The 25,298-nt window shown below is 65.4% G+C and carries 16 protein-coding genes; 4 read left to right on the top strand and 12 right to left on the bottom strand.

Annotated elements, in window-relative coordinates:
• Positions 1-118: 118 nt before the first annotated feature.
• The 6 genes from Q1M07_RS01785 to Q1M07_RS01810 form a co-directional block, all read right to left on the bottom strand.
• Positions 119-790, bottom strand: a complete 672-nt coding sequence (locus tag Q1M07_RS01785; protein WP_300449790.1) for a methyltransferase domain-containing protein — start codon at positions 788-790, stop codon at positions 119-121.
• Positions 780-1,784 carry a tRNA-dihydrouridine synthase gene (locus tag Q1M07_RS01790; RefSeq protein ID WP_300449792.1) on the bottom strand — a complete coding sequence of 335 codons (1,005 nt, stop codon included), beginning with the start codon at positions 1,782-1,784 and terminating at the stop codon, positions 780-782. The genes Q1M07_RS01785 and Q1M07_RS01790 overlap by 11 nt, the downstream gene beginning before the upstream one ends.
• Positions 1,785-1,803: 19 nt before the next feature.
• Positions 1,804-2,754 (bottom strand): hypothetical protein, encoded by a 951-nt coding sequence (locus Q1M07_RS01795; RefSeq protein WP_300449795.1) that lies wholly within the window; start codon positions 2,752-2,754, stop codon positions 1,804-1,806.
• 34 nt (positions 2,755-2,788) lie between these two features.
• Entirely contained in the window at positions 2,789-3,889 is a 1,101-nt protein-coding gene (locus Q1M07_RS01800; protein WP_366983881.1) for a M14 family metallopeptidase, read from the bottom strand.
• Positions 3,873-5,294, bottom strand: coding sequence for a glutamate--cysteine ligase (locus Q1M07_RS01805; RefSeq protein ID WP_300449798.1), 1,422 nt, complete (start codon positions 5,292-5,294; stop codon positions 3,873-3,875). Before Q1M07_RS01805 ends, Q1M07_RS01800 begins: the two co-directional genes overlap by 17 nt.
• A gap of 142 nt (positions 5,295-5,436) precedes the next feature.
• Complete coding sequence (locus tag Q1M07_RS01810; RefSeq protein WP_300449801.1) at positions 5,437-6,222, bottom strand: phosphodiesterase; 786 nt, start codon at positions 6,220-6,222, stop codon at positions 5,437-5,439.
• Between the two features lie 232 nt (positions 6,223-6,454).
• Here Q1M07_RS01810 and Q1M07_RS01815 point away from each other — a divergent pair, with 232 nt between their 5' ends.
• Both Q1M07_RS01815 and Q1M07_RS01820 read left to right on the top strand, forming a co-directional pair.
• Complete coding sequence (locus Q1M07_RS01815) at positions 6,455-7,495, top strand: MBL fold metallo-hydrolase (RefSeq protein WP_300449804.1); 1,041 nt, start codon at positions 6,455-6,457, stop codon at positions 7,493-7,495.
• Positions 7,496-7,579: 84 nt separating this feature from the next.
• Positions 7,580-8,332: a 2-phosphosulfolactate phosphatase gene (locus tag Q1M07_RS01820; RefSeq protein WP_300449807.1), complete on the top strand. Its 753-nt coding sequence runs from the start codon at positions 7,580-7,582 to the stop codon at positions 8,330-8,332.
• Positions 8,333-8,409: 77 nt separating this feature from the next.
• Here Q1M07_RS01820 and Q1M07_RS01825 read toward each other — a convergent pair whose 3' ends face one another.
• Positions 8,410-9,801: a DUF3999 domain-containing protein gene (locus tag Q1M07_RS01825; protein WP_300449810.1), complete on the bottom strand. Its 1,392-nt coding sequence runs from the start codon at positions 9,799-9,801 to the stop codon at positions 8,410-8,412.
• The gene (locus Q1M07_RS01830) at positions 9,798-12,581 is read right to left on the bottom strand and encodes a DUF2339 domain-containing protein (RefSeq protein WP_300449813.1); all 2,784 of its coding nucleotides are present in this window, start codon (positions 12,579-12,581) and stop codon (positions 9,798-9,800) included. The genes Q1M07_RS01825 and Q1M07_RS01830 overlap by 4 nt, the downstream gene beginning before the upstream one ends.
• Before the next feature lie 293 nt (positions 12,582-12,874).
• On the opposite strand from Q1M07_RS01830, the gene Q1M07_RS01835 reads away from it, so the two are divergent.
• The gene (locus tag Q1M07_RS01835) at positions 12,875-14,614 is read left to right on the top strand and encodes a DUF4062 domain-containing protein (protein WP_300449816.1); all 1,740 of its coding nucleotides are present in this window, start codon (positions 12,875-12,877) and stop codon (positions 14,612-14,614) included.
• Between the two features lie 6 nt (positions 14,615-14,620).
• On the top strand, positions 14,621-19,864 hold the full coding sequence (locus Q1M07_RS01840; RefSeq protein WP_300449819.1) for a TIR domain-containing protein: 5,244 nt from the start codon (positions 14,621-14,623) through the stop codon (positions 19,862-19,864).
• Positions 19,865-19,934: 70 nt separating this feature from the next.
• Here the strand turns inward: Q1M07_RS01840 and Q1M07_RS01845 are convergent, their stop codons facing one another.
• The 4 genes from Q1M07_RS01845 to Q1M07_RS01860 all read right to left on the bottom strand — a co-directional run bounded on the left by Q1M07_RS01845 (position 19,935) and on the right by Q1M07_RS01860 (position 25,161).
• Positions 19,935-20,972 carry a DUF4325 domain-containing protein gene (locus Q1M07_RS01845; protein WP_300449822.1) on the bottom strand — a complete coding sequence of 346 codons (1,038 nt, stop codon included), beginning with the start codon at positions 20,970-20,972 and terminating at the stop codon, positions 19,935-19,937.
• A gap of 307 nt (positions 20,973-21,279) precedes the next feature.
• Positions 21,280-22,419: a glycosyltransferase family 4 protein gene (locus tag Q1M07_RS01850; RefSeq protein WP_300449825.1), complete on the bottom strand. Its 1,140-nt coding sequence runs from the start codon at positions 22,417-22,419 to the stop codon at positions 21,280-21,282.
• Between the two features lie 292 nt (positions 22,420-22,711).
• Positions 22,712-24,076 carry a phenylacetate--CoA ligase family protein gene (locus Q1M07_RS01855; RefSeq protein WP_300449828.1) on the bottom strand — a complete coding sequence of 455 codons (1,365 nt, stop codon included), beginning with the start codon at positions 24,074-24,076 and terminating at the stop codon, positions 22,712-22,714.
• Positions 24,073-25,161: a glycosyltransferase gene (locus Q1M07_RS01860; protein ID WP_300449830.1), complete on the bottom strand. Its 1,089-nt coding sequence runs from the start codon at positions 25,159-25,161 to the stop codon at positions 24,073-24,075. The genes Q1M07_RS01855 and Q1M07_RS01860 overlap by 4 nt, the downstream gene beginning before the upstream one ends.
• Between the last annotated feature and the right edge of the window lie 137 nt (positions 25,162-25,298).

A 25,298-nucleotide genomic window follows, 5' to 3' on the forward strand; every position in this document is an offset into this window, starting at 1 on the left:
CCCGATGCTGGCGCAGGCCAGTTCGGCCGTGCCGCGTGCTCTGCGGCCGATCGCCACCCGAGCAGCCCGACCAACCCGACAAAAATCGCCCGACGACCAGCTCGAGCGCAGTCCTGCCTCACCCGAGGTCGACCACGGCACGCCACAGCCGATGTCCGGAAAGCAGATACTTGCGCTCGAAGGGGCTGATCGCCGCCGCCGGCTGGAAAAGCTCGCAATGCACCTCGCGCTGCGTCAGTCGTCGCACCGCGAAAGCGTGCTCGGCGACATAGATCGGCCAGTTGCTGCGACACTCGAGAACCCCACCGAGGGCGAGTAAGGCGGGAAAGACCGGGTGCCCGTGCCAGCGGCGGCCGAGCTGACCGATCTTGGGCCATGGGTTGGGATACAGGAGATAGTGACGAGCCAACCGGACGCCGGCCGCGTCGAGCAAACGCCAGTAGTCGACCAGGTCGGCACGCCGCAGATCGAGATTCTCCGGCCAGCCGGTCGTGTCGCGTCGGTGGCGTGCGAGGCGGGACGCCGACCGGTCCACACCAATGACGTAATGGTCAGCAAACTCGCGCGCCAGAACGAGGCTGCTTTCGCCGACGCCGCAACCCGCATCGAGGATCAGCGGCGCGCTTGGCGCGGCGCGCTGCCAACGCTCCAGGCTCGCTTCGAACGCAAACCGGTTGTAATCCGCACACGGCTTGCGAAAGATCGCTCCGGCATGGCGATCGAGCAGTCGCGACAGGTGCTCGTGGACGCCGGTCTGGGCGCTCGACGGGAGCCGCGAATTAGCTTCCATCGGCGGCTGGACGGTGACCGGTCGGCGGCAGCGCGACGCCATGCCGCGCCAGCGCGCGCGAAACTTCGTCAAGCTCGCGCAGCGTGCGGACGGCCGAGAACAGGACATCGGCCTGACGATAATTGCGCCGCAAGGCGCCCAGCCACAGCTTGAGCCGACCGGGCGCGCGGCGCGCCGAAACCTTGCCGCAGACCTGCTGCCAATAGGAGGCGAGCAAGGTTTGCAGCCGGGACCAGTCGGCTGCGCGATCGGCCTCGGGCGCTTCGCCGGCGGCAAGCGCGCGAATTCGCCCGGCAAGAAAAGGATCGGCCACCGCGCCGCGCCCGAGCATCACGTCGTCGCTAGCGCTCAGCGCACAGCAGCGGACATGATCGCTGGCCGTCCAAACGTCGCCGTTGGCCGTCACCGGTGGCGCCACCACTTCGCCGATGCGCGCCACCCACTCCCAATGCGCCGGCGGCCGATAGCCCTCGGCGCGCGTCCGCGCGTGCACCACCAGCGAGACGATTCCCCCGGCGGCGAGGGCCCGCGCGCAGTCCAGCGTCCTTGCCGTGTCGTGCACGCCGAGCCGCATCTTGGCGGTAAACGGCATGCCTGCCGGTACCACCCGGCGCACGGCCGCGGCAATGCGGAACAGGCGTTCGGGGTCGGCGAGCAGAGTGGCTCCGCCGCCATGACGGTTCACCGTCGGCGCGGGACAACCAAAGTTCAGATCGATGCCGGCCGGCGACAACTCGGCCAGTTGTGCCGCGTTCTCGGCCAGGCATACCGGATCGCTGCCCAGCAACTGCACCGCTACCGGCGTTCCGGCCGCGGTGCGGCTGCCTCTGTCCAGTTCCGGACAAGCGCGGCGAAAAGCGCGTGGCGGCAGCAGGCTGCCCGACACCCGGACAAACTCGCTGACCGCCAGATCATAGTGGCTGGCACGCGTCAGAACGTCGCGCAGGATATCGTCGATCAGGCCCTCCATCGGCGCCAGAAGCAGTTTCCCCATCGCTTGGCGCCGCCCCAGGCTAGCGATCGAGCAACACCGAGCGCGGTCCGCGACCGCCCTCCCAGGTCAGGAGCTTGCCGTCGGCCGAAAGGGCGATGGTCGATCCGGCACCGGCCGCGACGGCGACGATCTGTTCCGCGATCTTCGTCGGCTCGACCGTGAAACCGGCGCCCCAGGCCCACAGCGAAGCGTCCTCGCGGATCGCCACCGAATGCGAAGCGCCGGTGGCGATTCCCTTGGCCTTCTTGAAGATGCTGCCCCAGGCGAGAGCCTTGTCACCGAGGCCGTGCCTCGACAGCGGGCCATGGACATTACCGCCGGTCCCGAAAACCTGCCCGTCGCCGGCCAGGTACAGCGCGTGTCCGGTGTGCGCCCGAACGGCGGTCGCTTGCGCCGCTGTCTTGACGAACTCGCCGCTCGCCACAGCACGGCCGTCGCCGTATTGGCCGCGGTTGGCCAAGCCTCTGACGTAAAGATCGCCAGCCGGGTTGATGTAGTAGTCGGTGCCGTCGCCCACGGCCGCCGCGATGGCCTTCTCGGCGACCTTGCGCGGCGGCTCCCGGCCGCTACCTTGCCACAGCGTCCGCGCCCGGTTGATGGCCAGCCAGCCGGTAGCGCCGGCCGCGAAGCTGACCACGTCACGCATCAGCACGGCGGCGTTGGCCGGCGACGTGGTCCAGCTCACCAGGCTGCCGTCCTTGCGCAGCGCGTAGTAAGTGTCCTTGCCGACGCCGACCTGGACGACGCCGGACATCATCGGCTGCGGCCGCTCGCTACCACTCCAGCCGTAGGCTGTGCCGGCGACGATCGCCATGTGGCGATCGTAGTAGGCTGCCAGTTGCTCGCCCGAGCTGTCGGCGACGGCGGCGGGTCCGACGATGGCCGCCACCAGCCCGCTAGACAGGCGCCGCAGGAGCGCCGCCCGGCCGGCACGCGACGCCGGCGGTACTTTCTTCAACAAGTTGCTCATCACGCTCTCCACATTCTGTCGACTGCCGGCAGACTCAACCCGGAAGGCTTTCGCACATGGCCGGCGCCGCCCGCTCGTGCCGCGCGAAAGGCAGGCGCTCCATCAGATAGCACAGGCAGTCCTGGCGCACGATACGCTCGTCCAGAGTCAGCATGGCCGGCGTGGCGGCACGCCGCAGCGCGATCTTACCGTCACGGCAGTCGAAAAAGTCCGCCGCCAGGTCGCGGCCGTCTTCGTCACGAACGTCGAGCGGCGAATCGAGTCGTGTGCGCCCGAACACCGTCCCGGGTTCGAGTTGGCGGAAGTTCATATGGTCGAGTTGCGGCGCGAAGTCCACGTCGGCCAAGGCGTTGCCAAAAGCGAAAGACACCGACGGCGCGACGCGTACCGTCGCCACGGTATGGTACAGATCGATATCCTGCTCAGGCACATCATGTGTCGGGAAGCTCGCCAGATGCAGGCAAGCCTCGATGAGGCGTGCCGCGTGCGCCTCGTTGGCCGGGCTGCCGGCCTTGCCGCATTCGACGGTGAGCGCCGGACAAATCGGCGAAAACGCTGTCGTTTGCGTACCGGGCAGGCCACGAAACCAGACGACGGTACGCGAAAAAAGCAGGGCCAGTTGGAGAACCGACGAATCTAGGCGGTTTACCACGCTGTAGTGCGGGTTGATACCGGTGTTGTTGTGAATGTCGATACTGGCAAACAAGCCACGCTCTTGCATGCGCCGATGCACCTCGGCCATCGCCGCCTGCTCGGGAAATTCCCCAGGCCGGTCGCCACCCGGCCACACGCGGTTGTAGTCGGGCTGCCTATCGAGTCGCCGCAGGCCCTGGCGTGCCGCCGCGACATTGCCGACGAGGATGGACAGTGCGCGCGGCAAGCGTCGCTGGCCGTAGGCTCGCAGGACGGTCTGCAGGGCGACGACACCACTGTCCTCGTTGCCGTGCAGGAGTACGGAAACGAACAGCGGCGCCGGTCGCCGCCCGGGCAGGTGAATCAGCGTCGGGCCAGTCAGCAGGCGATGAAGTTCACGAGCCGGAGTTTCGAGGAAGCCTTCAGGCAGCGATTCGAGAATGGTCAACATCAGGGAAGGGAAAGAAAAACGAAAAAGGAAGCAATCAGAGAACCCACTCATGAACCGGCAGAAAGCCGCGCTGGTAGGTCAGATAGTCGGCGGTCAGGCGACAGAAGTCGTGGTGTTTGGCGTAGTGCGCGAGTTGCCAGGTGGCGCCGTTCTGGCCGCTCTGTAGGCGGTCCGCGATCACTCCCAAGTAGCGCTCGGCGTCGGCGTCGGCCAGGTCGAGCCGGGCCAGCCCTTCGCGTGCCAGCGGCAGCAACTCGCCGACCAGCAGTTGGCAGGCGCTCGCCTCGCGGCCATCGAGCCAGATCAGCGGTGCCGACAGACCATGGCGTGCCGCACGGTAGAAGTTGTCGCGCGCCACGGCGAACGGCAAGCGCGACTCGGGCGCCACCGCCTGGCGGGCAAGCATGTGCACCGCGCCATAGTAGAAAGCCGCGTTGGCAATCATGTCGATGATGCTCGGGCCGGCCGGCATCACCCGCTGCTCGACACGCAAGTGTGGCGCGCCATCGGCGTCGAAACCGATGAGCATTCTGGTCCAGCGCCAGATAGTGCCGTTGTGCAGGCGCAGGTGGGCATAGCTGCCGAGCGGCCCTGGCTCCTCGAAGGGCAGCAGCACGGCGTAGGACGACAGGTTCTCGGCGAACAGAGCGGTCGGATCGGCCGCCAGATAGCCCGCTCCGAAAGTAACGCGCAGGCATTCGGGATGCCCCGGATCACAGCAATCCACAGCCTGCTCGAAGAGCGGTACGCGCGTTTCATGCCAAAGCGCGCGCTCGAACAGGAAGGGTGAATTGGCGGCCAGCGCGACCAGCGGCCCGGCGAGCAGCAGCGACGCGTTGTAGGTCCGCGCCGCCTCGCTGGCCGGCGTTTGCAGGTGGACCTGGAACGAAGTGGTCGCCGCCTCGAGCATCACGTCGGCGTGCGTCGTCGACAGCCGGTCGATGCCTGTGATGTCGAGTGCCAGCGGCCGGCCGCCACGCAGGGTCAGGATCTGCTCGTTGAGCATGGCGTAGCGCTTGTATGGCGACATGCTGGCGAGCGACAAGTCCGCTTCGCGAACCGTCGGCAGCGTGCCGATGGCGATCAGCGCGGCCGCCTCGTCGGCCGCAGCGTGTTGGCACTGCTGCCAAGTGGCGGTGAGTTCGCTTTCCAGCCGTGACAGGGCCGTGCCGCACAATGGCTGCGGAGTGCCGTTGAGTTCGACGTTGAAACGGGACAGTTCCGGGACCACCAGCGGACTATCCAGGCGGGCCAGAAACGACACGTTGCGCGGCACCGGAAAGAAGTGCTCGTCGATCAACCAGGCCTCGAGTTCGAAGCCGGCAACCGGGCCGGAACTGGCAAAGTCGCCGCGTGCGTAGGCTTTACGCGCGTGCCGTGTTTCCTGCGCCAGACGTCGGCCGAAGCGGGCGAAGTCGTCCGCCGTGAAGCCATCGCGGCCAATTTGCTTTCCCATCGGCTAGGCTTTCCTCGAAGTAGCGTGCGCGGCCGGTCTCGTCGCGCACAGTCTAGGCATCCTGGGCTCTCGGTCTCTTGCCATAGATCAAGTTTCCGGCTCTCGGCCGGCAGAGCCGCGCCTCGCTGACGTGAGGGGCGCGTCAATCGCCGTTGGCTGAATGAGCGCGGTAAACGTGAACCGGCGCCATCTCGGCCGGAACATAATGGGACAACCAATGCTCACCCGGTGACCACTCGTGCAGCAAATAGCCGCCCGGCTCCAGCGTATAGGCCAACGGCCCGTCCTGCAGAGCGATCTGGTGCGCCGGGGAAGGCGCCGTGCGCGCCGGTCGACCAGCAAAGCTGCTGCTGACAAAACGATGCACATGTCCGCAGAGCAGGCCTTCGACGCCCTCATGGCGGGCCAGCCAGCACGCCAGACCCGGCCCGTTGCGGCAGGCGATGGCATCCATGCCGGCAATGCCGACGGCGAACGGCGGATGGTGCATCGCCAGCAGCGCCGGCGCCTGCGCCGGGCAGTTCTCCTCGAGCCAGTCGAGCTGCGCCGCCGCCACCTCGCCCCACTCCCGGCCGGGAACCAGCGTATCCAGCAACAACAACGCGCCCTGGCCCAAATCGATGCGCTGACAGCACAGCCCGCCCGCACTCCAGGCCTGCTCCGGGAAGGCCGCCCGCAAAGCAGCACGATCGTCGTGATTGCCCGGCAGCAGCGCGTAGGGAAACGGCAGTATCGCCAAGCGACGACGCAACAGCGCGTACTCCTCGCGCCGGCCGTTGCCGACCAGATCGCCGGTAATCAGCAACAGATCCGGCGGCGGACCGGCCGACACGCGGCACAGCGCGGTGTCGAAAGCCGCCTGCGTGTCCACGGTGCCGTACAGCGCGTGTTCGGTCAGGTGAAGGTCGGAAAGCTGAACGATTCTCACGCCCGCAGCTTAACAAAAAAAACGCTCGTGCGGCGGCGCTCCGCGTTCGCCGCATTTGCCGGCGCGTGGCCGTTCCGCCGCTCTGGAAAGGCCGGCCTTCGAACCGAGCCTATCGGTTGTTCGCGCCGTTCCTCCTGCCGTGGCACGGCACCCGGCATCAGGGAAAAAACGGTTAGCATTACGCTTTCCCCTGACAAAGAAGAGCCGGGACCAACTCTCCGAGGAGAAGGCCATGATTTTCGAACAAATCGCCACAGGTGGTTGCCAATCGTATCTGATCGGCTGCGGCGAAACCCGCGCCGCCGTTCTGATCGATCCGGAAATCAGCCAAATCGACCACTACCTGGCGCTCGCGGCCCGCGACGGCTTGCGTATCCGCTACTTGATCGACACCCACACGCACGCCGACCATTTCTCGGCGACCCGGCAACTCGCACGCCGACTGGACCTGCCAACCGTGATGCACCGGGCCAGTGGGGCGCCGTTTGTGGACATGCGGATCGACGACGGCGAAATGATCATTGTCGGCAAGCTGCGCCTGCAGGCCATCCACACGCCGGGTCACACGCGCGACTCGATGTGTCTGCAGGTCGAAGACCGCCTGTTCACCGGCGACACGCTGCTGATCGGCGCGACCGGCCGTACCGACTTGCCCACCGGCGACCCGGAGGCGCTCTACGACAGCTTGTTCAATCGTCTTCTGCGCCTCGACCCGAACCTCCAGGTCTTTCCGGCGCACGACTACAAGGGTCGGCAAAGCTCGACGATCGGACAAGAGATCGCCACCAACCCACGCCTGCGGCAACGCGACCGCCGTGCCTTCGTCGACCTGATGCTGAACCTCGATCTGTCGATGCCGACGCATGTCACGGAGGCGTTGCGCACCAACATGAGCGGTGGAAAGCCCGTCGCCCAGTTGCTCGCCGAAGCGGCCGCACGCGTACCGTTCATGTCCTTGAGCGAACTCAAGGCGCGCATCGGCGCGGCCGAAAGCGACCTGATCGTGGTCGATGTGCGCGAGCGCGACGCCTACGAGGGCGGCCACATTCCCGGAGCGCGCCTGCTGCCGCGCGGACAGCTCGAGTTGAGGGTCAACCAGGAGTTTCCCGACCCGACGCGACGCCTTCTCACCTGCTGCGAACTCGGTTACATCTCGACGCTGGCCGCGGCCACCTTGAGGGAAATGGGTTTCCTGCGCGCGGTGGCACTCGACGGCGGGATCAAGGCCTGGCGCGAAGCCGCCTACCCGCTCACGACGGGACGCGAAGCGTAAGCCGTTGGTTTGACCGCCGGATTCGTATCGGGGATACTTCGCCGGCTCGTCTCGACCCACCCAGCCAAGGACATCGCCGACCCCATGCGCACCCGCCGCCTCTTCCTGAACCGCCTCGATCCGGCGCACGAACCGGACGACGCCGTAGTAGTGATCGATGTCCTGCGTTCCTTCACCACCGCGGCCTATGCCTTCGCGGCCGGCGTCAGCGCCATCTATCCGGTGGACAGCATCGCCGGTGCCTTCCGCCTGCTGCGCAAGCTGCCCGACGCCTTGACCACCGGCGCGATCGGCGGCGGCGATCCGATACCGGGTTTCGATTTCGGTAATTCACCGTCGGCCCTGCAGGGCTCCCACCTCGCCGGCCGACCGCTGATCCAGACCACGGCCGCCGGCGTGCGCGGCCTGGCCCGCTTTCGCCACGCGCGCGCGCTGTTCGCCGGCAGCCTGGTCGTCGGCCGCGCAACGGCGAAAGCGCTGCTCGACCTGCAAGCGACCGAAGTCTGCTTCGTGATCACCGGCGAATGGGTCGACCGCGACGGCGACGAGGATGTCGCCTGCGCCGACTACATCGAGGCCCTGCTGCACGGCGACGATCCTGACCCGGCGCGGTACGCGGCGCGCGTGCGCAATTCCGATTTCGGTCGGCGCTTTCAGGCCGGTGACAACCCCAGTCTGCCAGCGGACGATCTGGCCCTGTGCGCGCAAGCCGATCGCTTCGACTTCGCGCTGCGCGCCTCGCATACCGATGGCCAACTGCAACTACGGCGCTCGGGGGCGACACTCCGTAACGCTTTGCTGTTGCGCGAAAACGGCTACGCGCCGGCGCCGGCCTAGCCGCTCGTCGGTTTCCTTCGCCCACCGACAGGCCCGGCGGCCGGCCGGAGCGGCGCCTGGCGGCTCGCGGACCTGCGTCAGGACTCTCCCGGACCGCTCTCCGTCGTCTGCGGCTTCGCCGCGCCGAGCTGCCGGCCAAGACGCAGCGCCATCCAGCCGAGCAGCGCCACGCCGAGCAGCAGGCTCGCCCACAGAGTCCAGCGCCGCCAGTCGGGCGGCTCACGGTACGCGCTGTGGCCGGCGAGGGTCGACACGACACCGGTCGTCGCGCGGCCGACCGGAATCGGCAAGGGCTTGCCGTCGTCCTCGACGCGGTAGCCGGGAATCAGCGTCGCCAGCGGATAGGTGGCTGGCGCCGTGCCGGCGCGACCGTAAGCGAGCAGAAAAGGCGGCGCCCCGCGGGCCGCGAAGACCAGGCGTTGCGGCAACCAGCCGACGGCCAGTTCGGGCCGGCCGGAGCCGATGCCGCCGCCACGCTGATCGACGCGCAGCAACCAATAGCGATCGCTCGTCGAGGGGATCGCGATCTCCGGACTGGTCACTTCCTGACCATCCGGAGTCAGGCGGTAGACCGTGCCGACGGCAACGCGCCGCCAGGCATCGCCGGCCCGGGCACGAGCCAGGAAATCGACCGCCACGACGCTGTTGGACTGCGGCAGAACGAGTCGCAGGCGGTCGACCGGAAACTGCCCGCCGAGGTCGAAAACGTATTCGCCAGCCGCCGCGGCCTGCCCAGCGACCTGCCGCCAGCGTCGCGGCGCCTCGCTGATGGCGGCGCCGGGTTCCAGCGTCAGGCCGGAAAGCTCCAGCGGTCTTCCCGCAGGCGGCCACGAGAGACGGAAGTAGCGCGCCCGATGCGCCGGAAATTCGACCCGCAGCCGCTCCAGCCGCTGTTCGCCAGCCGTCAGGCTGACCACCGGAGCGTCCGCGACCAGCGTCGTCCAGCGCGCGAGATCGTCGCTCGCCTCGACACGCAAGCGCGTCACGAGGTCGCCGGAGGCCGTCGGCAGTTCGAGGGTCAAGGCCTGCAAGGCCGTCTCGACGCGGCTCGCATCGATCAGGTAGCCGAGCAGCGTGCTCCGCCGCGCGGGCTTGTCAGGCGCGGCGTTCATCGTGAACACCGTCTTGCCGGTGCCCCGTTCGACGCGCAGTTCCACGCCCTCGACACCGGCCGCGGCGTCGCCGCGCAGGGCGAAGAACGGCCGTCTGAGCGGCTGCCCGGGCGTTCGCGCCGCGTCCGTCCGCGGCCGGAAAGCATGCGGCACGGGCTCACCCGCCGCATTGAAGACGCGCAGATCGCCGAGATCGGAGCGCGTCACCCCTTCATGCACCACCGGCGGGAGTTCGAACTCGAACAGTGCCTGCGCGCCGCGGGTCTCGATCGGCAGACCGAAAGCGAAGTCGCCGGGCTGTTCGGCGGCGACCAGACCGTTGACCAGCCAGAGCAGAAACGTCAGCCAGACTCTCATGTCGCCTCCCCGGAGCGCTTCGGCGGCACCGGCGCGAGATAGCCGATGAGCAGCATCAGGACGCCGACGCCAAGGAAGGAGACGATACGCGCGATGGTGCCGACGTTCGACAGATCGACCAGAAACAGCTTGCCAACCACGACGGCCATCAGCCCTCCCCCGACGAGCCATAGGCGGCGCTGAGCATGCCGGGTGGCGAAGACCATCGCCGACAGCGCAAGCAGCGTCCAGAACAATGACAGCGACGCCTGCACCAGTTCCGAAGCCACCAGATCCGGCAGACGAAGCGGCACGCCGGCCCAGTGATGCAGCGTACGCAGCAGGGCCGCATTACTCCACAGGAAGGCGGCCGCACCGCCGAGCGCCCAGGCCGGCGCCAGCGCTGCCGTGGCGAGCGGCGGCAAGCCGAGACGGCGAACTTCGACGAACCAGGTGGCAACGACCAGCAGCACGCCGGCCTGCGCCAGGTCGAGCGGATTGAGCAGGGGCAGGTAGGGCAGCGGCCAGGGATCGCCGTCGGAGACCACGTTGCTGAAGACGAACCAGCCGGCCAGGAAGAGCGCCAGCGGCGTCGCCCCGCCGACCAGATAGGCGGCGCGATGCGCCGCCACCGGCCAGGCCGTGCGCTCGCCGCGCAGCGCCAGCCAGGCGAGCAACGCACCGGGAACGAGCGCCCAGGCGATCAACGGCCAGGCCGCCCGGCCGGCGACCCAGGTATCGATCGCCCACGCCACTTCCCAGGCACCGAGCGCCGCCAGCAAGCACAAGCCCCCAGCATGCAGCCACGCCAGCCAACCCTCGTCGACCGCCTCGTGCCGGTGCAGCAGCCAGAGGTGAACGGCGAAAGCGAGCGGCCAGACGAGGTAGCCGAAATGCGCCAAGGGATGGACGTCGTGGACAACGGTGCCGGCGGCGATGAGCGCCATCAGCGGCAGCAATGCCAGCGCCGCGCAGCGTGCCGCCGGCCAGTCCAGACGCCGTGCCAGCGCACTGCTGGCGAGGCAGGAGCCGGTGACGAAAGCGAGCAGCGCGTTACCCTGCCAGGCCGTGCGGACGTGGCGCTCGATTTCGTGCAGCCCGCCGCCCGCCCACCACGCGATGCCCCAAGCGAACAGGGCGGAAGCCAGCCAGCGCTCGGCCGGCGACAACTCGTCGCGCCGCCGCTGCATCAGCCAGCCGCAGAACAGGCCGCCGACGGCAAGCAAGCAGGCGCCGAGATAGACACTGTTGAGCAGCGGCCAGGCGCCGACCGCGGACGTCTGCTCGACGAGATAGAAAATACCGCCGAGCAATTGCAGCAGCACGCCGAACAGCCGGGCCAGGAGTCGTTGCTGCCGCACGCCGACCCAGACGATCGCGGCACCCTCGAGGGCCCAGGCGGCCGACGTCCAGCGTCCGTCGAAAGCGAGCGGGATGGCCAGGGTCGCGAAGACCACGCCGAGCGCCAGAAAGGCTTCGACGAGCAGCCGCCGCCCTTCGCCACGGCGCGCCCACAGGGCGCGCGCGAGACACAGGTAGAAGGCGCCGAGGGCCAGGGCGCTGAGCGCGGAACCGTACTCGAACGTGCGTACCAGACCGACCTGCAGGCCAAAGCCGATGAGCGGCGTGCCGAAGACCAGCGTCGTGTCGAGATGGCGTTCGCCGCGTCCTGGCGGGCGGCGCGAGAAGAGCAGCGGGATCGCCACATAGATCAGGAAGAAGAGGATCAGAAATGGCTGCGTCGTCGCGTACGAGTCAGGCAAGTAACGCAGCACGCCCCAGGCCGTCGCGATGCCGAAAGTGAAGGCAAAGCCGGTCACGTTGAGCACCCGCCAGGACTTGAACCAGGCGATCGCCAGGATGCCGCCGTTGAGCACGGCGTAATAGGCGAACAGCGCGACGTGGCTGCCGCCCCCGGTCGACGCCAGAATCGGCGCCAGAAAGCCGCCGGCCGCACCGAGCACCGCCAGGGCCCTTGAATCCTGTCGTACCGCGAGTAGCGCCGAGAGCGCCGCCACCGCCCCCAGCAAGGCGAAAGCGGGCGCCGCCGACAACAGGCCGAACAGGCGCAGAGCGCCGAAGATCGTCAGATAGAGCAGGCCGACACCACCGCCCTGCAGCACCAGACCGAAACCTTCGCGCGTCGAACGCAAACGCCAACCAATGGCCAGCAGGACCAGCGCCGCCAGCGCGACGCCGGTGAGCCGCAGTTCGATCGGCACCTGCAGGTGCTGGTAGGAGTACTTCAGCAGGAAGGCGACACCAAAGAACAGCACGACGACACCGGCACGCGCCATCGGGTTGCCGCGCAGCAGTCGCTCCCCGAGCGACGCCGCCGGTGAGGCCGTGAGGGCAGCGGCGGTGCCTTCCGCCGCGACCGACGGGCGTGCCGCCGGGAGCGGCGTGGATGGTGGCGCGTCGCTCGGCACCTCACGCCCCGCCGGCAAATCCGCGGCCACCGTCGATCCGGCCGCCGGCGCTTGCCGCGCCGGTGCACCATCCCGGACGACGGGCGGCGGCGTCGAGCGAGCGTCCGGCTCGGCCGCCGCGGCTTCCGGCGCGTCGCCCTGCCCCGTCAGCGCTCCCGACGCCAGCGACGAGCCCCGTTCCAAGCGCTCGAGCCTGAGCTGCAGCCCGGCCAACTGCGCCTCGATGGCCTGCAGGCGATCGTCGGCCGCTTGTTTGGACCTGGTGCCCAGATACCCGCCGAGCAACCCGCCGAGCAGCGCACCGGCGATCGCCAGATTGAAATCGATACTCGCGGCCAGAACCGCCCCCAGCACCGCCCCGAAAAACCACATACGATCAAGCCCTCCGCTGTCGCCGTGCGTCGCCGCCCCACCGCCGCGCGCTCGCCACCCGTCACGACTCGCGGGCCGCTTCACCCCCCCCAAGATTCCGCCCTGCCCCGCGCCGGCCGGATTCTCGGCGCCCGCAGCCGCAGTTTAGCAGCGAAACGCGAAGCGCCGACGCCGCATCCCGACCGGCGCGCGCGCCGCGAGCGATCACTCGACCGTCCGCCACGCTTGACAATTGCCGGGGACAAGACCAAGAATCGGTTCCCCGGCTTCAGCCCAACGACCAGCTCGAACGCATGAGCCACGACTACCGGGTCTACCTCTCATCGACCAGGAAGGACCTCGAAACCGAGCGACAGGCGGTGGCCGAGGCGTTGGGCGGCAAGTGCATCGTCCAGCAAAGCTATGGCGCGAGCGAAAGCGACCTCATTGCGACCTGCCTCGACGATGTCGCGGCCTGCCACATGTACATCGGCATCGTCGGCCTCCGTTACGGCTATTGTCCGGTCGATCCGGCGAAGAACCCGGCCGGCAAGTCGATCACCGAACTGGAATACGAGCAGGCAATCGCCAAGGGCGTGCCACGCTACGTCTTCATCAAGGACGACAACAGCGCCTTCATACCGGCGCACATGGACACCCACACCAAGGAAAACGGCGCCGGCGACCGGATCAGGGAGTTTCGCGATCGCCTGAGCGACGGCAAGGAGCAGGTGCCGGCCCTCTTCGCGACCAGCGACGACCTCAAGTGGAAGGTTCTCGAAGCCTTTTTCTCGTTCAAGGCGCATCGCGAGGGCGGCGGCGCCTTCATGCAGGCGGGACGCCGCCTGACGGCGGAGCTGGAGCGCGACATCGCCCTCGCCTTCGTCCCCGGCACCGACGACCTCGACCAGCGCAGCGTGAGCGGACTGCCGACCCCATCGGGAGGCGAAGACCGTCGCTTTCTGCCCTTTGCGATCAGTCCCAACGACCCGGCTTACCTCCTGTCGCTCGATCCGCCGCTGCGACGCAGCCGCGCCGTCTGCTGGGCACTGACTCCAGCCTCGCTGTCGCGCTACCGTGAGCAGCCACAACTGCTGACCGACGTACTGTCACGGGTTCGCCGGCGCAGCCCGGTTTTCGCCCTTCTCCAGGGCGTGCCGGCGACCGAACTCGAACCGGGGTGGCAATTCGACTCGACACTCGCGGTCGGCGCCGGCCAGTTGCAGGCGCAGACCGCCGACACGCTCGATCGCCTGTACCGGCACGTGCGCGAGCACTCGCAGGCGCTCGGCCAGGACCGGCGCGTCGCTCTGCCCTGGGTGGTGATCGCCCTCAAGGCCGGCGAAGCCGCCGATCTGGCGGCGCAAACCGATCAGGTCATGGCGGCATTCAAACCGGCTCAGCGCAGCGTCTGGAAAGACCAGTTCGAGCGCCTGCGCAAAGCCCTGGCCGCGACGACGGGCAAGTCGTGGCCGGAAGACTTCTACGGCGCCACGCGTGCCGACTGGAAACCCTTCGGGCAGAAAAAGCGGGACATCGCCACGCTGCTCGCCGAAGTGGCGACCGAGATCAACGGCGAACGACAGGCGGGCAGTCGGGAATCCCGGCTGCTCGGCGATGCGATGCTACACCTGCAGCGCTACGAGTTCGACGACTACGTCGACGACCGCCTCGGCTCCCGGGCCGCCCTCGCCGGCTTGAAGGATCGCGGCTGCGTCGTGCTGGTGGACGAATTCGCCCTGCTCCATCCGGCGCTGCGCGCGCACGCCGAAACCTTCCTGACCACCCAGCGCGCCGCCCTGGTCTCGGCCAATCCGACCGACCCCGCCTGGTGTTCGGTCGACGAGCTGCTCGACGACTTTTCCTTTCTGCGCGTCGGCAGTCTGTTCGAACGCTTCGACAAGATCGGCGACCCGCGCTGCGAGCTCGCCCTCAACAGCCCGCGACGCCTGGCCCGCTGGCTGCGTATGATCCTGCCGGAAATGGTGACGACGCTGGGCGCCGGCGAGAGCGACCCGGGTCTGGTCGGCCGGGCCGACCAACTGCTGGGCTGAAGCGGCGTGATCTTCACCTTTTACTCGTACAAGGGCGGCGTCGGCCGCTCGATGGCCATGGCCGGCGTCGCCTACCTGCTGGCGCGACGCGGGCTGAAAGTGCTGGCCATCGACTTCGACCTCGAAGCACCGGGGCTCGAGCGCTACTTCTTCGAGTCCGAACCGGCGGCGCGCGTACGCGAGCATCCCGGCCTGATGGACCTGATTCAGACCTACAAGCTCGCGCTGACCAGCGAGGCAGAGTTCGAGGCGGCACGCTTCAAGACGTGGTGGAACTTCGTCTACGAAGCCATTCCCAGCCTTCCCGGCGGCGGCCGCGTCGACCTGATGACCGCCGGCCGACGCGAACCGCCCGCGGCGCTGCGCGATTACGCCTACGCCGTGCGCAGCTTCGACTGGCAGGATTTCTTCGACAACTGGCGCGGCGAGCGCTTTTTCGACTGGCTGCGCCGCCAGCTCGCCGAGGGCGAACGCGCCTACGACGTGGTGCTGGTCGACAGCCGCACCGGCGTCACGGAGATGGGCGGCATCTGCGCCTACCAGCTCGCCGACGTGGCGATCATGCTCTGCGCGCCCAATCTGCAGAACATCGACGGCACGCTTGCGGTGGCCAACGATTTTCGCAGCGACGCGGTGATTGCCCTGCGCCGCGGTCGCCCGCTCGAAATTCTGGTCATCCCGGCGCGCCTCGAGGAAAACAACCCACGCTGCGAGGATTTCTTTCACGAGTTCGAGAGCAGGATCGGCAGCGAATTCCTGCCCGCCGCGCTGGCCGCCGCCGGCCTCGATCACCGCTCGCTGGCACTGCCTTACGATCCGCAGATCGCCGTCATCGAACGGCTGGTCGGCGAGGAAGACACGACGGCGCGCGCCGAGCAGGTCTTTCAGCGCCTGGCGCACGCGCTGACCCTGCTCGCCAGCCGCGACGGCAAGCTGCGCGATCTGCAGGCGCAGGCGCTGGCCGAGCTGCATGGCACGGAGGCCGCACCGGCGGCGCAGGTCGCCGACCCGACGCGTGCCTCGGCGGGCTACGACGTCTTGCTCGACTATCAGGGAAGAAACCAGCGCGCCGCGGCGGGCGAACTGGCGAGACGGCTCGAGGCGGACGGACTGCGCGTCTGGTTCGACACGCCGCGCTTGGAAGCCGGGAGCAACTGGCCGGCGAGCCTGGAGCGTGCGCTCGAGGAAAGCGAGTGGCTGGTTTTCCTGGTCGGCCGCGAGGACGAGGCGGACGCCCTGCGCCGCGCCCGACTCGACCGGGCCAGGCGCCGCGGTCGGCCACGCCTCCTGCCGGTGATGGTGGACGACCCGCCAGCCTACGAACTGCTCGTCGACTACGGGCTGGACGACTTGCAGAGCGTCGCGCTGGGGCCTCTGCCGGGCAGCGATTCGGGCTACCGGGGACTGGTCGCCGCGCTGCGCGACAAGCGTGCGCCAGCCGCCGCGAAGCGCCTCGACGGCCCGCCGCCGCTGCCGTCCGACGACTCCTCCGTCGCGCCGTATCCCGGCGGACGACCCTTTCGTGAAGACGAATCGGCTTTCTTCTTCGGCCGCGACGGCGAGATCGATGAACTCCTCGCCGCCCTCGACCGGCACGACGTGCTGCTGCTGCACGGCCCGGCCGGAGTGGGCAAGACTTCGCTGCTCATGGCCGGCCTGGCGCCGCGCCTGCGTCAATCTCCGGATCCGGCCAGGCTCCCGGCCTGGTCGGTGGAATACATCGACCTCGCCGCCGCCGGTGCTCTGGAACGCCTGGCGCGACGCGGCGGCGGCGACGACAGCCGGCCGCGCTTGCGCATTTTCGACAGCCTCGACAGCTTCCCCGAAACTGGCAGCTTCGCCGCGCGCGCCGAACGCTTCGCGCGCCTTGGCGAAACCCTGGGTGATGCCGGGCCACGGCAGAAACTCGTCCTCGTCTGGCGCGAAACGCTGGACGAAAGCGAGCGCCACGACGTGCTCGAAAGCTGGGGCGGTTCGACGATCGGCCAGGTGGCGCTCTACCCGCTGGGCTACGAGGCGCTCAGCGCGGCGATCCGCAAGCCCGCCGAGCGGCTGGGACACCTGTGCGAACCGGGACTGATCGAACGTCTGCTCGACTCCGCCGGCACGGGCGGCTCGGGTCAGGCCGCCGTGGCGCATGTCCAGCGGCTGTTGCCCAGCCTGTGGGCCGAGCGGCGCCGCGGTTGGCTGACCAACAAGGCGCTCGCGCAGGCGGGTGGCGTCGCCGGCGCGCTGCGCCGCGCGCTGCAGGAATTGCGCTCGACCCTCGACCCGACACAGAGCGCCGCCCTGCGTGCGCTCGTCTGCCATCTGCTCGACCTCGATCCCTCGCTGCGCCTGACTCCGCGCTGGTGCGCCTGGCGCGACCTGCGCACGCTGCCGGCGCTGGCGCCCGATCCGGTCGCCCTGCGCGACCGGCTGGCCGAAAGACACCTGCTCGAACTCTGGCGTCTGGGTCCGCTGCAGAACGATCCGGGTGGCGCCTGGTGCGCGCTGGCGAGCGGCAGCGCCGACGCCTACGAGAGCGACGAGTTTCTCGCCGACGCCGAATTCCTGCTCTGGCGCCGCCGCCTGGCCGCCCTCGTGGCAAGCTGGGATCCGGCGCGGCACGACGAAGAAGCGCTGTTGACCGGCGGCGCGCTGTCCGAAGCCGAGGACTTCGCGGCCAGCCATGGCGCCCAACTGACGGCACGGGAAAGCGACTTCATCGCCGCCTCGCTCGCCTTGCGCGAAGAGCGCGCCGCGCAGATCCGGCAGCGCGAAAGCGAACGCCTGGAAACGGAACGGATCCGCGCGGCAATCGAAGAAGCCGAGCGCGAACGCGACCGCGCGCTGGCCGAGAGCCGGCGCGCCGATGCCATGGCGGCCACGGCAAGGCAGCGCGCGCGCTGGGCGATCGGTCTGATGCTCCTGAGCGTGCTCGCCTTCGGCCTGGTCATCTGGTTCTACGGCGAATCCAGCAGACAGCGGGCGGAAGTAAGACTCGGCAACGCCACCAGCCTCGTGCGGGGCCATGCCGACAACGATCCGACGGCCAGCGCCCTGGCGCTGGCGGAAGTCCTGGCCGATCCGCGGGCCTCCGAGGTCGCCTGGCGGGCGCACTTCGACTTTGCGGGCCGGAATCTCCACTTTGCCACGCGGCTGCATCGCGCTCCGGTCAACCATGTCGCCTTCAGCCCCGACGGAGAGTTGATCGCCAGTGCCTCGCGCGATGCGACGGCGCGCCTCTGGCGGGGCGACGGCGGGCCGCCGCACGAACTCAAAGGCCATGCCGACTGGGTCTATCAGACGAGCTTCAGCCCCGACGGGCAACTGGTCGCCAGCGCATCGCGCGACGGCACGGCGCGGCTGTGGCGGCGCGACGGCACGGCGCTCGCCAAACTCGAGGGCCACGCGGGCTGGGTCAGGCAGGTCGCTTTCAGTCCCGACGGACAGTCGCTCGCCACCGCCTCGGACGACGGAACAGCCCGCCTGTGGCGGCTCGACGGCAGCCCGCTCGCCACCCTGGAGGGCCATCGCGGACCGATCAACCATCTCGGCTTCAGCCCCGACGGCCGCCTGCTCGCCACCGCCTCGGACGACGGCACAGCCCGCCTGTGGCATGGCAACGGCACCCTTCAGGCCGAGCTGAAGGGCGATGGCCGACCGGTCAACCACGTCGCCTTCAGCCCCGACGGGAGTCTGCTCGCCACCGCCTCGGCCAACGGCGGAGTGCGGCTGTGGACGACAGCCGGCAGCCTGGTGGCCGAACTCGAGGGTCATCGCGCCTGGGTCTACCGCGTCACCTTCAGTCCCGACGGCGAGCGGCTCGTCAGCGCTTCGGCCGACCGCACGGCGCGTCTGTGGGATCGCCGCGGCCGCCCGCTGGCCGAACTCAAGGGCCATGCGGGCTGGGTCACCCATGCCACCTTCAGCCCGGACGGACAGACGCTGCTCACCACCTCGGCCGACCGCACGGCTCGCCTGTGGCAGCCCGACGGCACGCTGCTGGCGGTGCTCGAGGGTCATGGCGACTGGGTCACGCACGCCGCTTTTCACCCCGACGGCCGGTCGCTGGCGACCGCTTCGGACGATGGCACGCTGCGCCTCTGGCGGCTCGACGGCACACTGCTGGTCAAACTCGAGAGCTACGGCAATCGGGTCCGGCAAGTCGCCTTCAGCCCCGACGGCCGCTTACTCGCCACGGCCTCGCGCGACGGTGCGGCGCGCCTGTGGCGGCGCGACGGCACCCTCGTCGGCCAGCTTGCCGGCCACGGTGAAGCGGTCGTACAGGTCGCCTTCAGCTCCGACGGCGAAACGATCGCCAGCGTGCCGGAGAACGGCGCGCCACGGCTGTGGCGGCGCGACGGCACGCCCTTCGCCGAACTCGCGGGTCACAGCGCCGCCGTTGGGCGTCTCGTCTTCAGCCCCGACGGCGAGACGATCGCCACCGCCTCCTTCGACGGCTCGGCCCGCCTGTGGCGACGCGACGGCACGCCGCTCGCCGTTCTCCAGGGGCACGGCGACGTCGTGTCGGACATCGTCTTCAGCCCGGACGGCCAGACGATCGCCAGCGCGTCGGACGACGCCACGGCACGCTTGTGGCAGCGCGACGGTACGCCGGTCGCCAGGCTCGCGGGCCACGGCGACGCGGTCGCCAGCGTCGCCTTCAGCCCCGACGGGCAGACGATCGCCAGCGCGTCGTTCGACGGCACGGCGCGCCTGTGGCGGCGCGACGGCACGCCACAGGCCGAGCTCAAGGGCCACCGCGGGTCGGTCTGGGAGGTCGTCTTCAGCCCCGACGGGCAGGCGCTCGCCACCGCCTCGGAAGATGGCACGGCACGCCTCTGGCGCCGCGACGGCACGCCGCTGGCCGAACTCAAGGGCCACAGCGACTGGGTCACTCACCTGGCCTTCAGCCACAATGGCCGGTGGCTCGCCACCGCTTCGCGCGACGGTACGGCCCGCCTGTCGCGGCGCGACGGCACCCTGCTCGCCGAACTCGAGGGCCATGGCGGCTATGTCAATTACGTCGCTTTCAGCCCCGACGATCAATGGCTCGCCACCGCTTCGGACGACGGCACGGCGCGCGTCTGGCCGGTTTCGAGTGGCGCCTTCATCGAGCGCGTACGCGCCGTCGCGCAGCCCTGCCTGCGGCCCGAGCAGCGTCGCTTCTTCTTCCTCGAGGACGCCGCGAGCGCGGAGCAGAAGTCCAACGCCTGCCTGCTGGCGACCGGGCGCGACGGCGCCGGAATGCGGCCAGCGAACTGATTTCATTCACGTCGTGTATTGACGGGCCCAGCTCTCGGCGACGGGAGCCCTACTCCATTCCCGCGGCGGTTCAGCCCGTGTGTCTCGGAGCAACGGCGCGCAGCCACATGCGCTCGACTTGTTCGGTCATGTTTTTCGGCAGCAGTTCGACTTCCCGATGACTGTTGGCGTAGACCCGGAACAATTCGTCCGCAAAAGCCTGACCGATCTCTTGCATATCGGAGAAGTCCAAGATCACGCTTCTAAACCTGTCAAATCGCGCAATCAGACGTTTGGCCTGAGAGCGAGAAACCAACTGTTCGTCGCCAAATCTGGCCAACTTCATCGGAACGACAGTCTTCGAGAAATCGTAGTCCTCGGGGGCGTTTGTGTACTCCGCGTACACCTCTCCGGCGGTCCTGAGCGAAGTCAGTGAGATGCGCATGAAGACGGCAGTGCCGTTTGGAAAGATTCCCGGCACCTCTTGCAGCCAATCGCGCGGTGATCTTGCTGCGTGGTCGAACTGCAGTCCGTTAGCGTTGATCGCGAAGAAGTCGAACATTCTGGAAGTGAAAAACACTCTCTCCCCCGTATGTTTGGCCGGATCCGTCGTAAGTTTTCCTTTTGCCAGTTCAAAAAGCGCCTGCCTCATGTCCGGCAGCCCTAAAGCATCGGTAATCCTGGCAAAGATGCCTACTCCGTCATCGGAAACGATGATTCTCAGCGCGCTTTCGTCCTGACTGACCCAAATGAAGACGGACTCGCCGCCCGAGTGGTCAATTGCGTTGTTGACCATTTCAGTGAACCCGTGGCCAGCGATACTCTGTATGTTTGGTGCCAGATTGAAGTACGGTCTGAAGTCCCGTTCCCAAGCGACATGCTCTTCAAGGCCTGACAGCAGATAGAGGCGCGACAGCCGGCGCTTGTGCCCCGGGCTGAAAACCGGGTGAGTGGACGGGCCGCTGCGGGCAATCCAGCCATCTCGTTCAAGGCGCTGGACGTACCTATTGGCGGCTACACGCGAGATGCCAAGGCGATCGACGTAGTGCCGCGTAAGGTCTCGTGGGTGCTCGGCGACGTCCTTCGTGACCGTGCGGACAAGTTCATCGAAACGAGAAGGCTTAGCCATCGCAGAGGGTTGTTAATCAAGACCCCTACGATTGTAAACTTAAGCCATGATTGCTGTAAACTATTCTTCCGTCTAGGGTGGGGATGCCGAGCGCCCCAACGGCAGCCCGCCGCTGGCCGACCCGCGCCACGTCTTCTTCCTCGAGGATGCGGCGAACACGGAGCAGAAGGCCCAAGGACTGCCTGCTGGCGGCCGGGCGCAGCAGCGTGGGAATGCGGCTAGCCAACTGATCGGCAAAGAAGAAGCAAAAGAAACGACACGGACTGAACTCTAGGTCGCCCCTGGCAGAACAGACTTTGAGGGAAGCTCAGAACTCCGGGCGGAAGAGATTCAACTCATCATAGACCGCTAACGTCTTCTGAAAAACGATCCGGCTGTCGAACTCCCTGAGTACCTTGCTGCGGCCAGCTTGACCCATTCGCTCGCGGGTTAACGGTTCGCAGCAAAGGCGGCGAATGGCGATCGCCAAAGCCGCGGCATTCTTGACTGGAACCAGCAGCCCATTGACCTCATGCTCGACAATCTCCCGACAGCCGGGCACATCGGTGGCAACGAGGGGAAGCCCACAGGCCGCAGCCTCCACGAGACTACGAGGTACACCTTCACCATAACTCGGAAGGACTGCGATGTCAGCTCGGGCGAGCAGAGACGGCATATCCTTAACGTGACCCATTAACGTCACGCTTCCTTCCTGACGCCACTCCGCAAGCTGCTGAGCTGAAACTGAGCTTGGGTTACCGGCATCCATGTCGCCCGCGATCAAGAATTCCGCCGCAACGCCTTCATCTCGAAGCCGTCGAGCTGCGGTAACATATTCCCCCAAGCCTTTTTCCCAGAGCAAGCGTGAGGCAAGTACGACCCTCAGCAAGTCCGAACGCTCAGGTCGAGCGATTGGTTGGAAACGCGCTGTATCGACGCCTGAACCTCGGATCAGACGAATCCGCCCCTTGTCGATTACCCTTGCCTGCTCGAAAATCGCTTGATCGTCCGGGTTCTGCAGGATCAAGAGAGTATTGCCACCACTGAGGGCGAGGCGTAGCAATTTCCGCACTGGAGGACGAAGCAGGCGTGCTCGCAGGCTGTCACTTGTAAAGACATGCCCAAGGCCAGTAACGGCGTTGATCTGGCCGCGAATACCGAGCGAGCGAGCAACCAACGCACCGTAGACCACGCACTTCAGAGTGAAATGGTGTACGAGATCGGGGCGTTGTTGCGCGTATATACGACGAATCTGATCAAGCAAGTGCAACTCCCGCACCGGATTGAGACTACGCCTTTCCATCGGCACCGTCAGCGCCTGGAACCCCGCAGCCTGTAACTCGACGACATACGAGCCTGGTGGCGAAAGCATCACCACCTCATGACCACACTCCCGAAGGTAGCGCGCCAAAGGTAAACGAAAATTGTAGAGATACCAATCAGTGTTGGCGAAGAAGAGAATTTTCATTGTCCATATTCTTCGAACTGAAAGGAAATAAATTAGCTTGTATTGACGAAAACAATCTCTCTTCGAGCATCAACATTTCGCTCTTTAAAGAGAGCGCAGCGAACGCGAAATCGCGAGTCCGGCGCCCTCAATCGCAAAAGCATGATAACCAGCAACACAATAGCGCGTCAACCACAACCTCTCATATTTTAATCGAGCCGAAAAACACCTTAATCGTAGCATATCGATCGATACGGCCAACATGAATCTATAGCGCATCATGTGAAATCTACCGTCAAGAGTCGAAACTTCACTAATCTGGAAGTTCCTTCGTCGTCAAAAAATTCTTCACCAATCTGAACTTTCCACTTGTCTCTCTAGCTATCTTCTCAACCGTCTGTATCGTAATCGTAACGCGGTCTCCGAGACGTAATAGCAGAGCTCTTCTAAATCTGTCTTCTTGCTCTTGATCATAACCTGTGCCGGAAACTACAAAAACCGTGACCGAGTCCACACTCTCTTGAACAATCTGAAAGCAAACAATTCCCTTCACATCCTTAGTGCAGTTACTAATGTTTCCAAGGTTCACTCGCCCGTTTTGAGGTGACCATAGAAAGTCCGACGTACGCCCGTCAATAAACTCCACTACCGGGAACGCGGACCCACACGAGCACCGGTAATCCGATGGCGCCAATTTTACGCGGTCGCCGATCCGATAGCGAATCAAAGGAGTGCCGCGGGTACTAAACGAGGTCACCAGCAACTGTCCTTCGATAGTCGGCTCAAGATCATCGTCAACCACCTCAAAAACACCCGTTAAAGGATGAATATGCAACCCGCCATTTTCGCATTCAAGTATAAACGGCGCTCCTTCAGAAGAGGCGTACTGATCATACAAACGGCACCCAAGCACACTACCAATCACCTCCCGATACGTTGGAAGGACCGTTTCGGCTGTTGGGAAAAACGCTCGCACGGAGCCCTTAAACTCAAGCCCTCGCTCACGCGCCATGACACACATATCATAAACACTCGACGGAAACCCGACAATGAACTCGGGAGCGAACGACGTAAAAGATCGCCAATAAGCATCAAAGTTATCTGAGGAAATGTGAAATGTCGAAAAGTATCGTATGTTCCTTAGGTGGTCATCTCTATAACAAATTCCCCGAGCCAAGTCGCCGCGGCGAGCAACAGCCTTTCCGCTAAACCACGCCGTCCTTTTTCCTTGCGCATATCCATAAGCTGACCGAAACAAGTCAAGAATGGCATGTCGCTCCTGAATATCTTCAAGTGTGTAGACCACCTTCATCGAGGCACCCGTGGTACCCCCGGTTAAGCTAACATCTCCCTCTTTCTCCGCGACAGTTTTAATTAAATCGAGGTTGTTGAGTAGCTGTTCTTTCTCTAAAACTGGGAAAGACATCAGATCACTTGGCGAGTAGTCCCGATACCAAACGGATCGCCGAACGGCATGCTCAAGAAACTCCCGCAACCTACGCTGCTGCTCCCTATCAATTGTAAAAAAATCCGCATCTCTAAAGTCACTAAAATACTTGAGGTAGCCCCTATACGCTCCACCTCGCCGTCTCTTGTGAAGCCACATGTTATAGAGAGTGATGGCGAGGTTCTGAATGCAGACGGGCGCATAGGAAAGAACAATCTCCTTCGTTTTCATGATCTGACAGCCTTTTCGTATACTGAAACGTGCTGCACGCAGGCCCTATGAATTGTAAATTCGTAGCTATTGGCAAGTGCGTTATTCGAAAATTCTCGCCGCCTCATCGAGTCGCCTAAAAGTAGACCTAGTCCGTTCGAAAACGCATCGGGGTCATCTGGAGGCACGACAATCCCGTTTCTTAGAACTTCGATAACTTCGCGACAGCCACCAACGTCCGTTACGACACACGGCAACCCTGACAGACCTGCCTCGATAAGAGCTATGGGCACACCTTCCCAGGCTGAGGACATCAAGAATACATCTGATTTAGCCAGTTCATCAGCGATGTGAGTGCAGTTTCCCAGCAACATAAGATTCTCTGTCAGCCCTAATGCTTGTATATATTTTACCAAGGAATCGACGTGCTCGGCCGGCCCTTCGCCTGCGATGTAGACCACAAAATTTTCTCTCAACTCGCGTGTCAATCGCGAGATCGCATCAACGAGAAGAAAGTAATTCTTTTGGGGCGTTATCCTGCCCACCGCAATTCCCCGAAGCTTCTTTCGATTGAACGAGTCAGTAGAGATTTGATGCAACTTAACCGGGTCTACGGCGTTTGTAATCGTAACCACCGGCTTCCTGGTATAGGAGTGCAGTCTCGATGCGCATAAAGTCGATATTCCTACGTACGTATGAACCCTAAAATTAAACGCTCGAAAGATCCACTGGCTAATTCTTGGCTCACTGCTATGATGTGTATAAATACAAGGGATTCGTAGTAAAGCGCTAAAGACCACACCATACGGCAGATGGCTGTGGTAAACTTCTACACCATGTTTTCTTGCAAAGTCTCGTACTCTAGAAACTCCCAGCCACGGCTTCTTTCGGCACTCATTGCCAGCAAAAAAGTACGTTATTCCTTCGGACTCGAGCTCAGCAAGAAACGCACGCTCGTACTCTAGGTTACGCCCGACATCCGCCGCACGCTCCAAGAAGCCAACATAGACTCTGTGGCCGACTCGCGATAACTCTTTGCTCAAGTCTTTTACATAAACCTCCGCACCACCCGAAGCTGGGCATGAAATGAAATGAAGTATGTTCATCGCTTTAAAAAAAGTTATATTATAGTGGAGATCACAGAACTACTCACTAATCCGCGAGGTCCACTTACAAGAAAAGCAGGGCTGGTGAGCAGAACCACCACCAGAGTGAGCGAAAAGGACTGATTTTATTGTTACCG

Source organism: Accumulibacter sp., assembly GCF_029255285.1.
Lineage (GTDB): Bacteria > Pseudomonadota > Gammaproteobacteria > Burkholderiales > Rhodocyclaceae > Accumulibacter.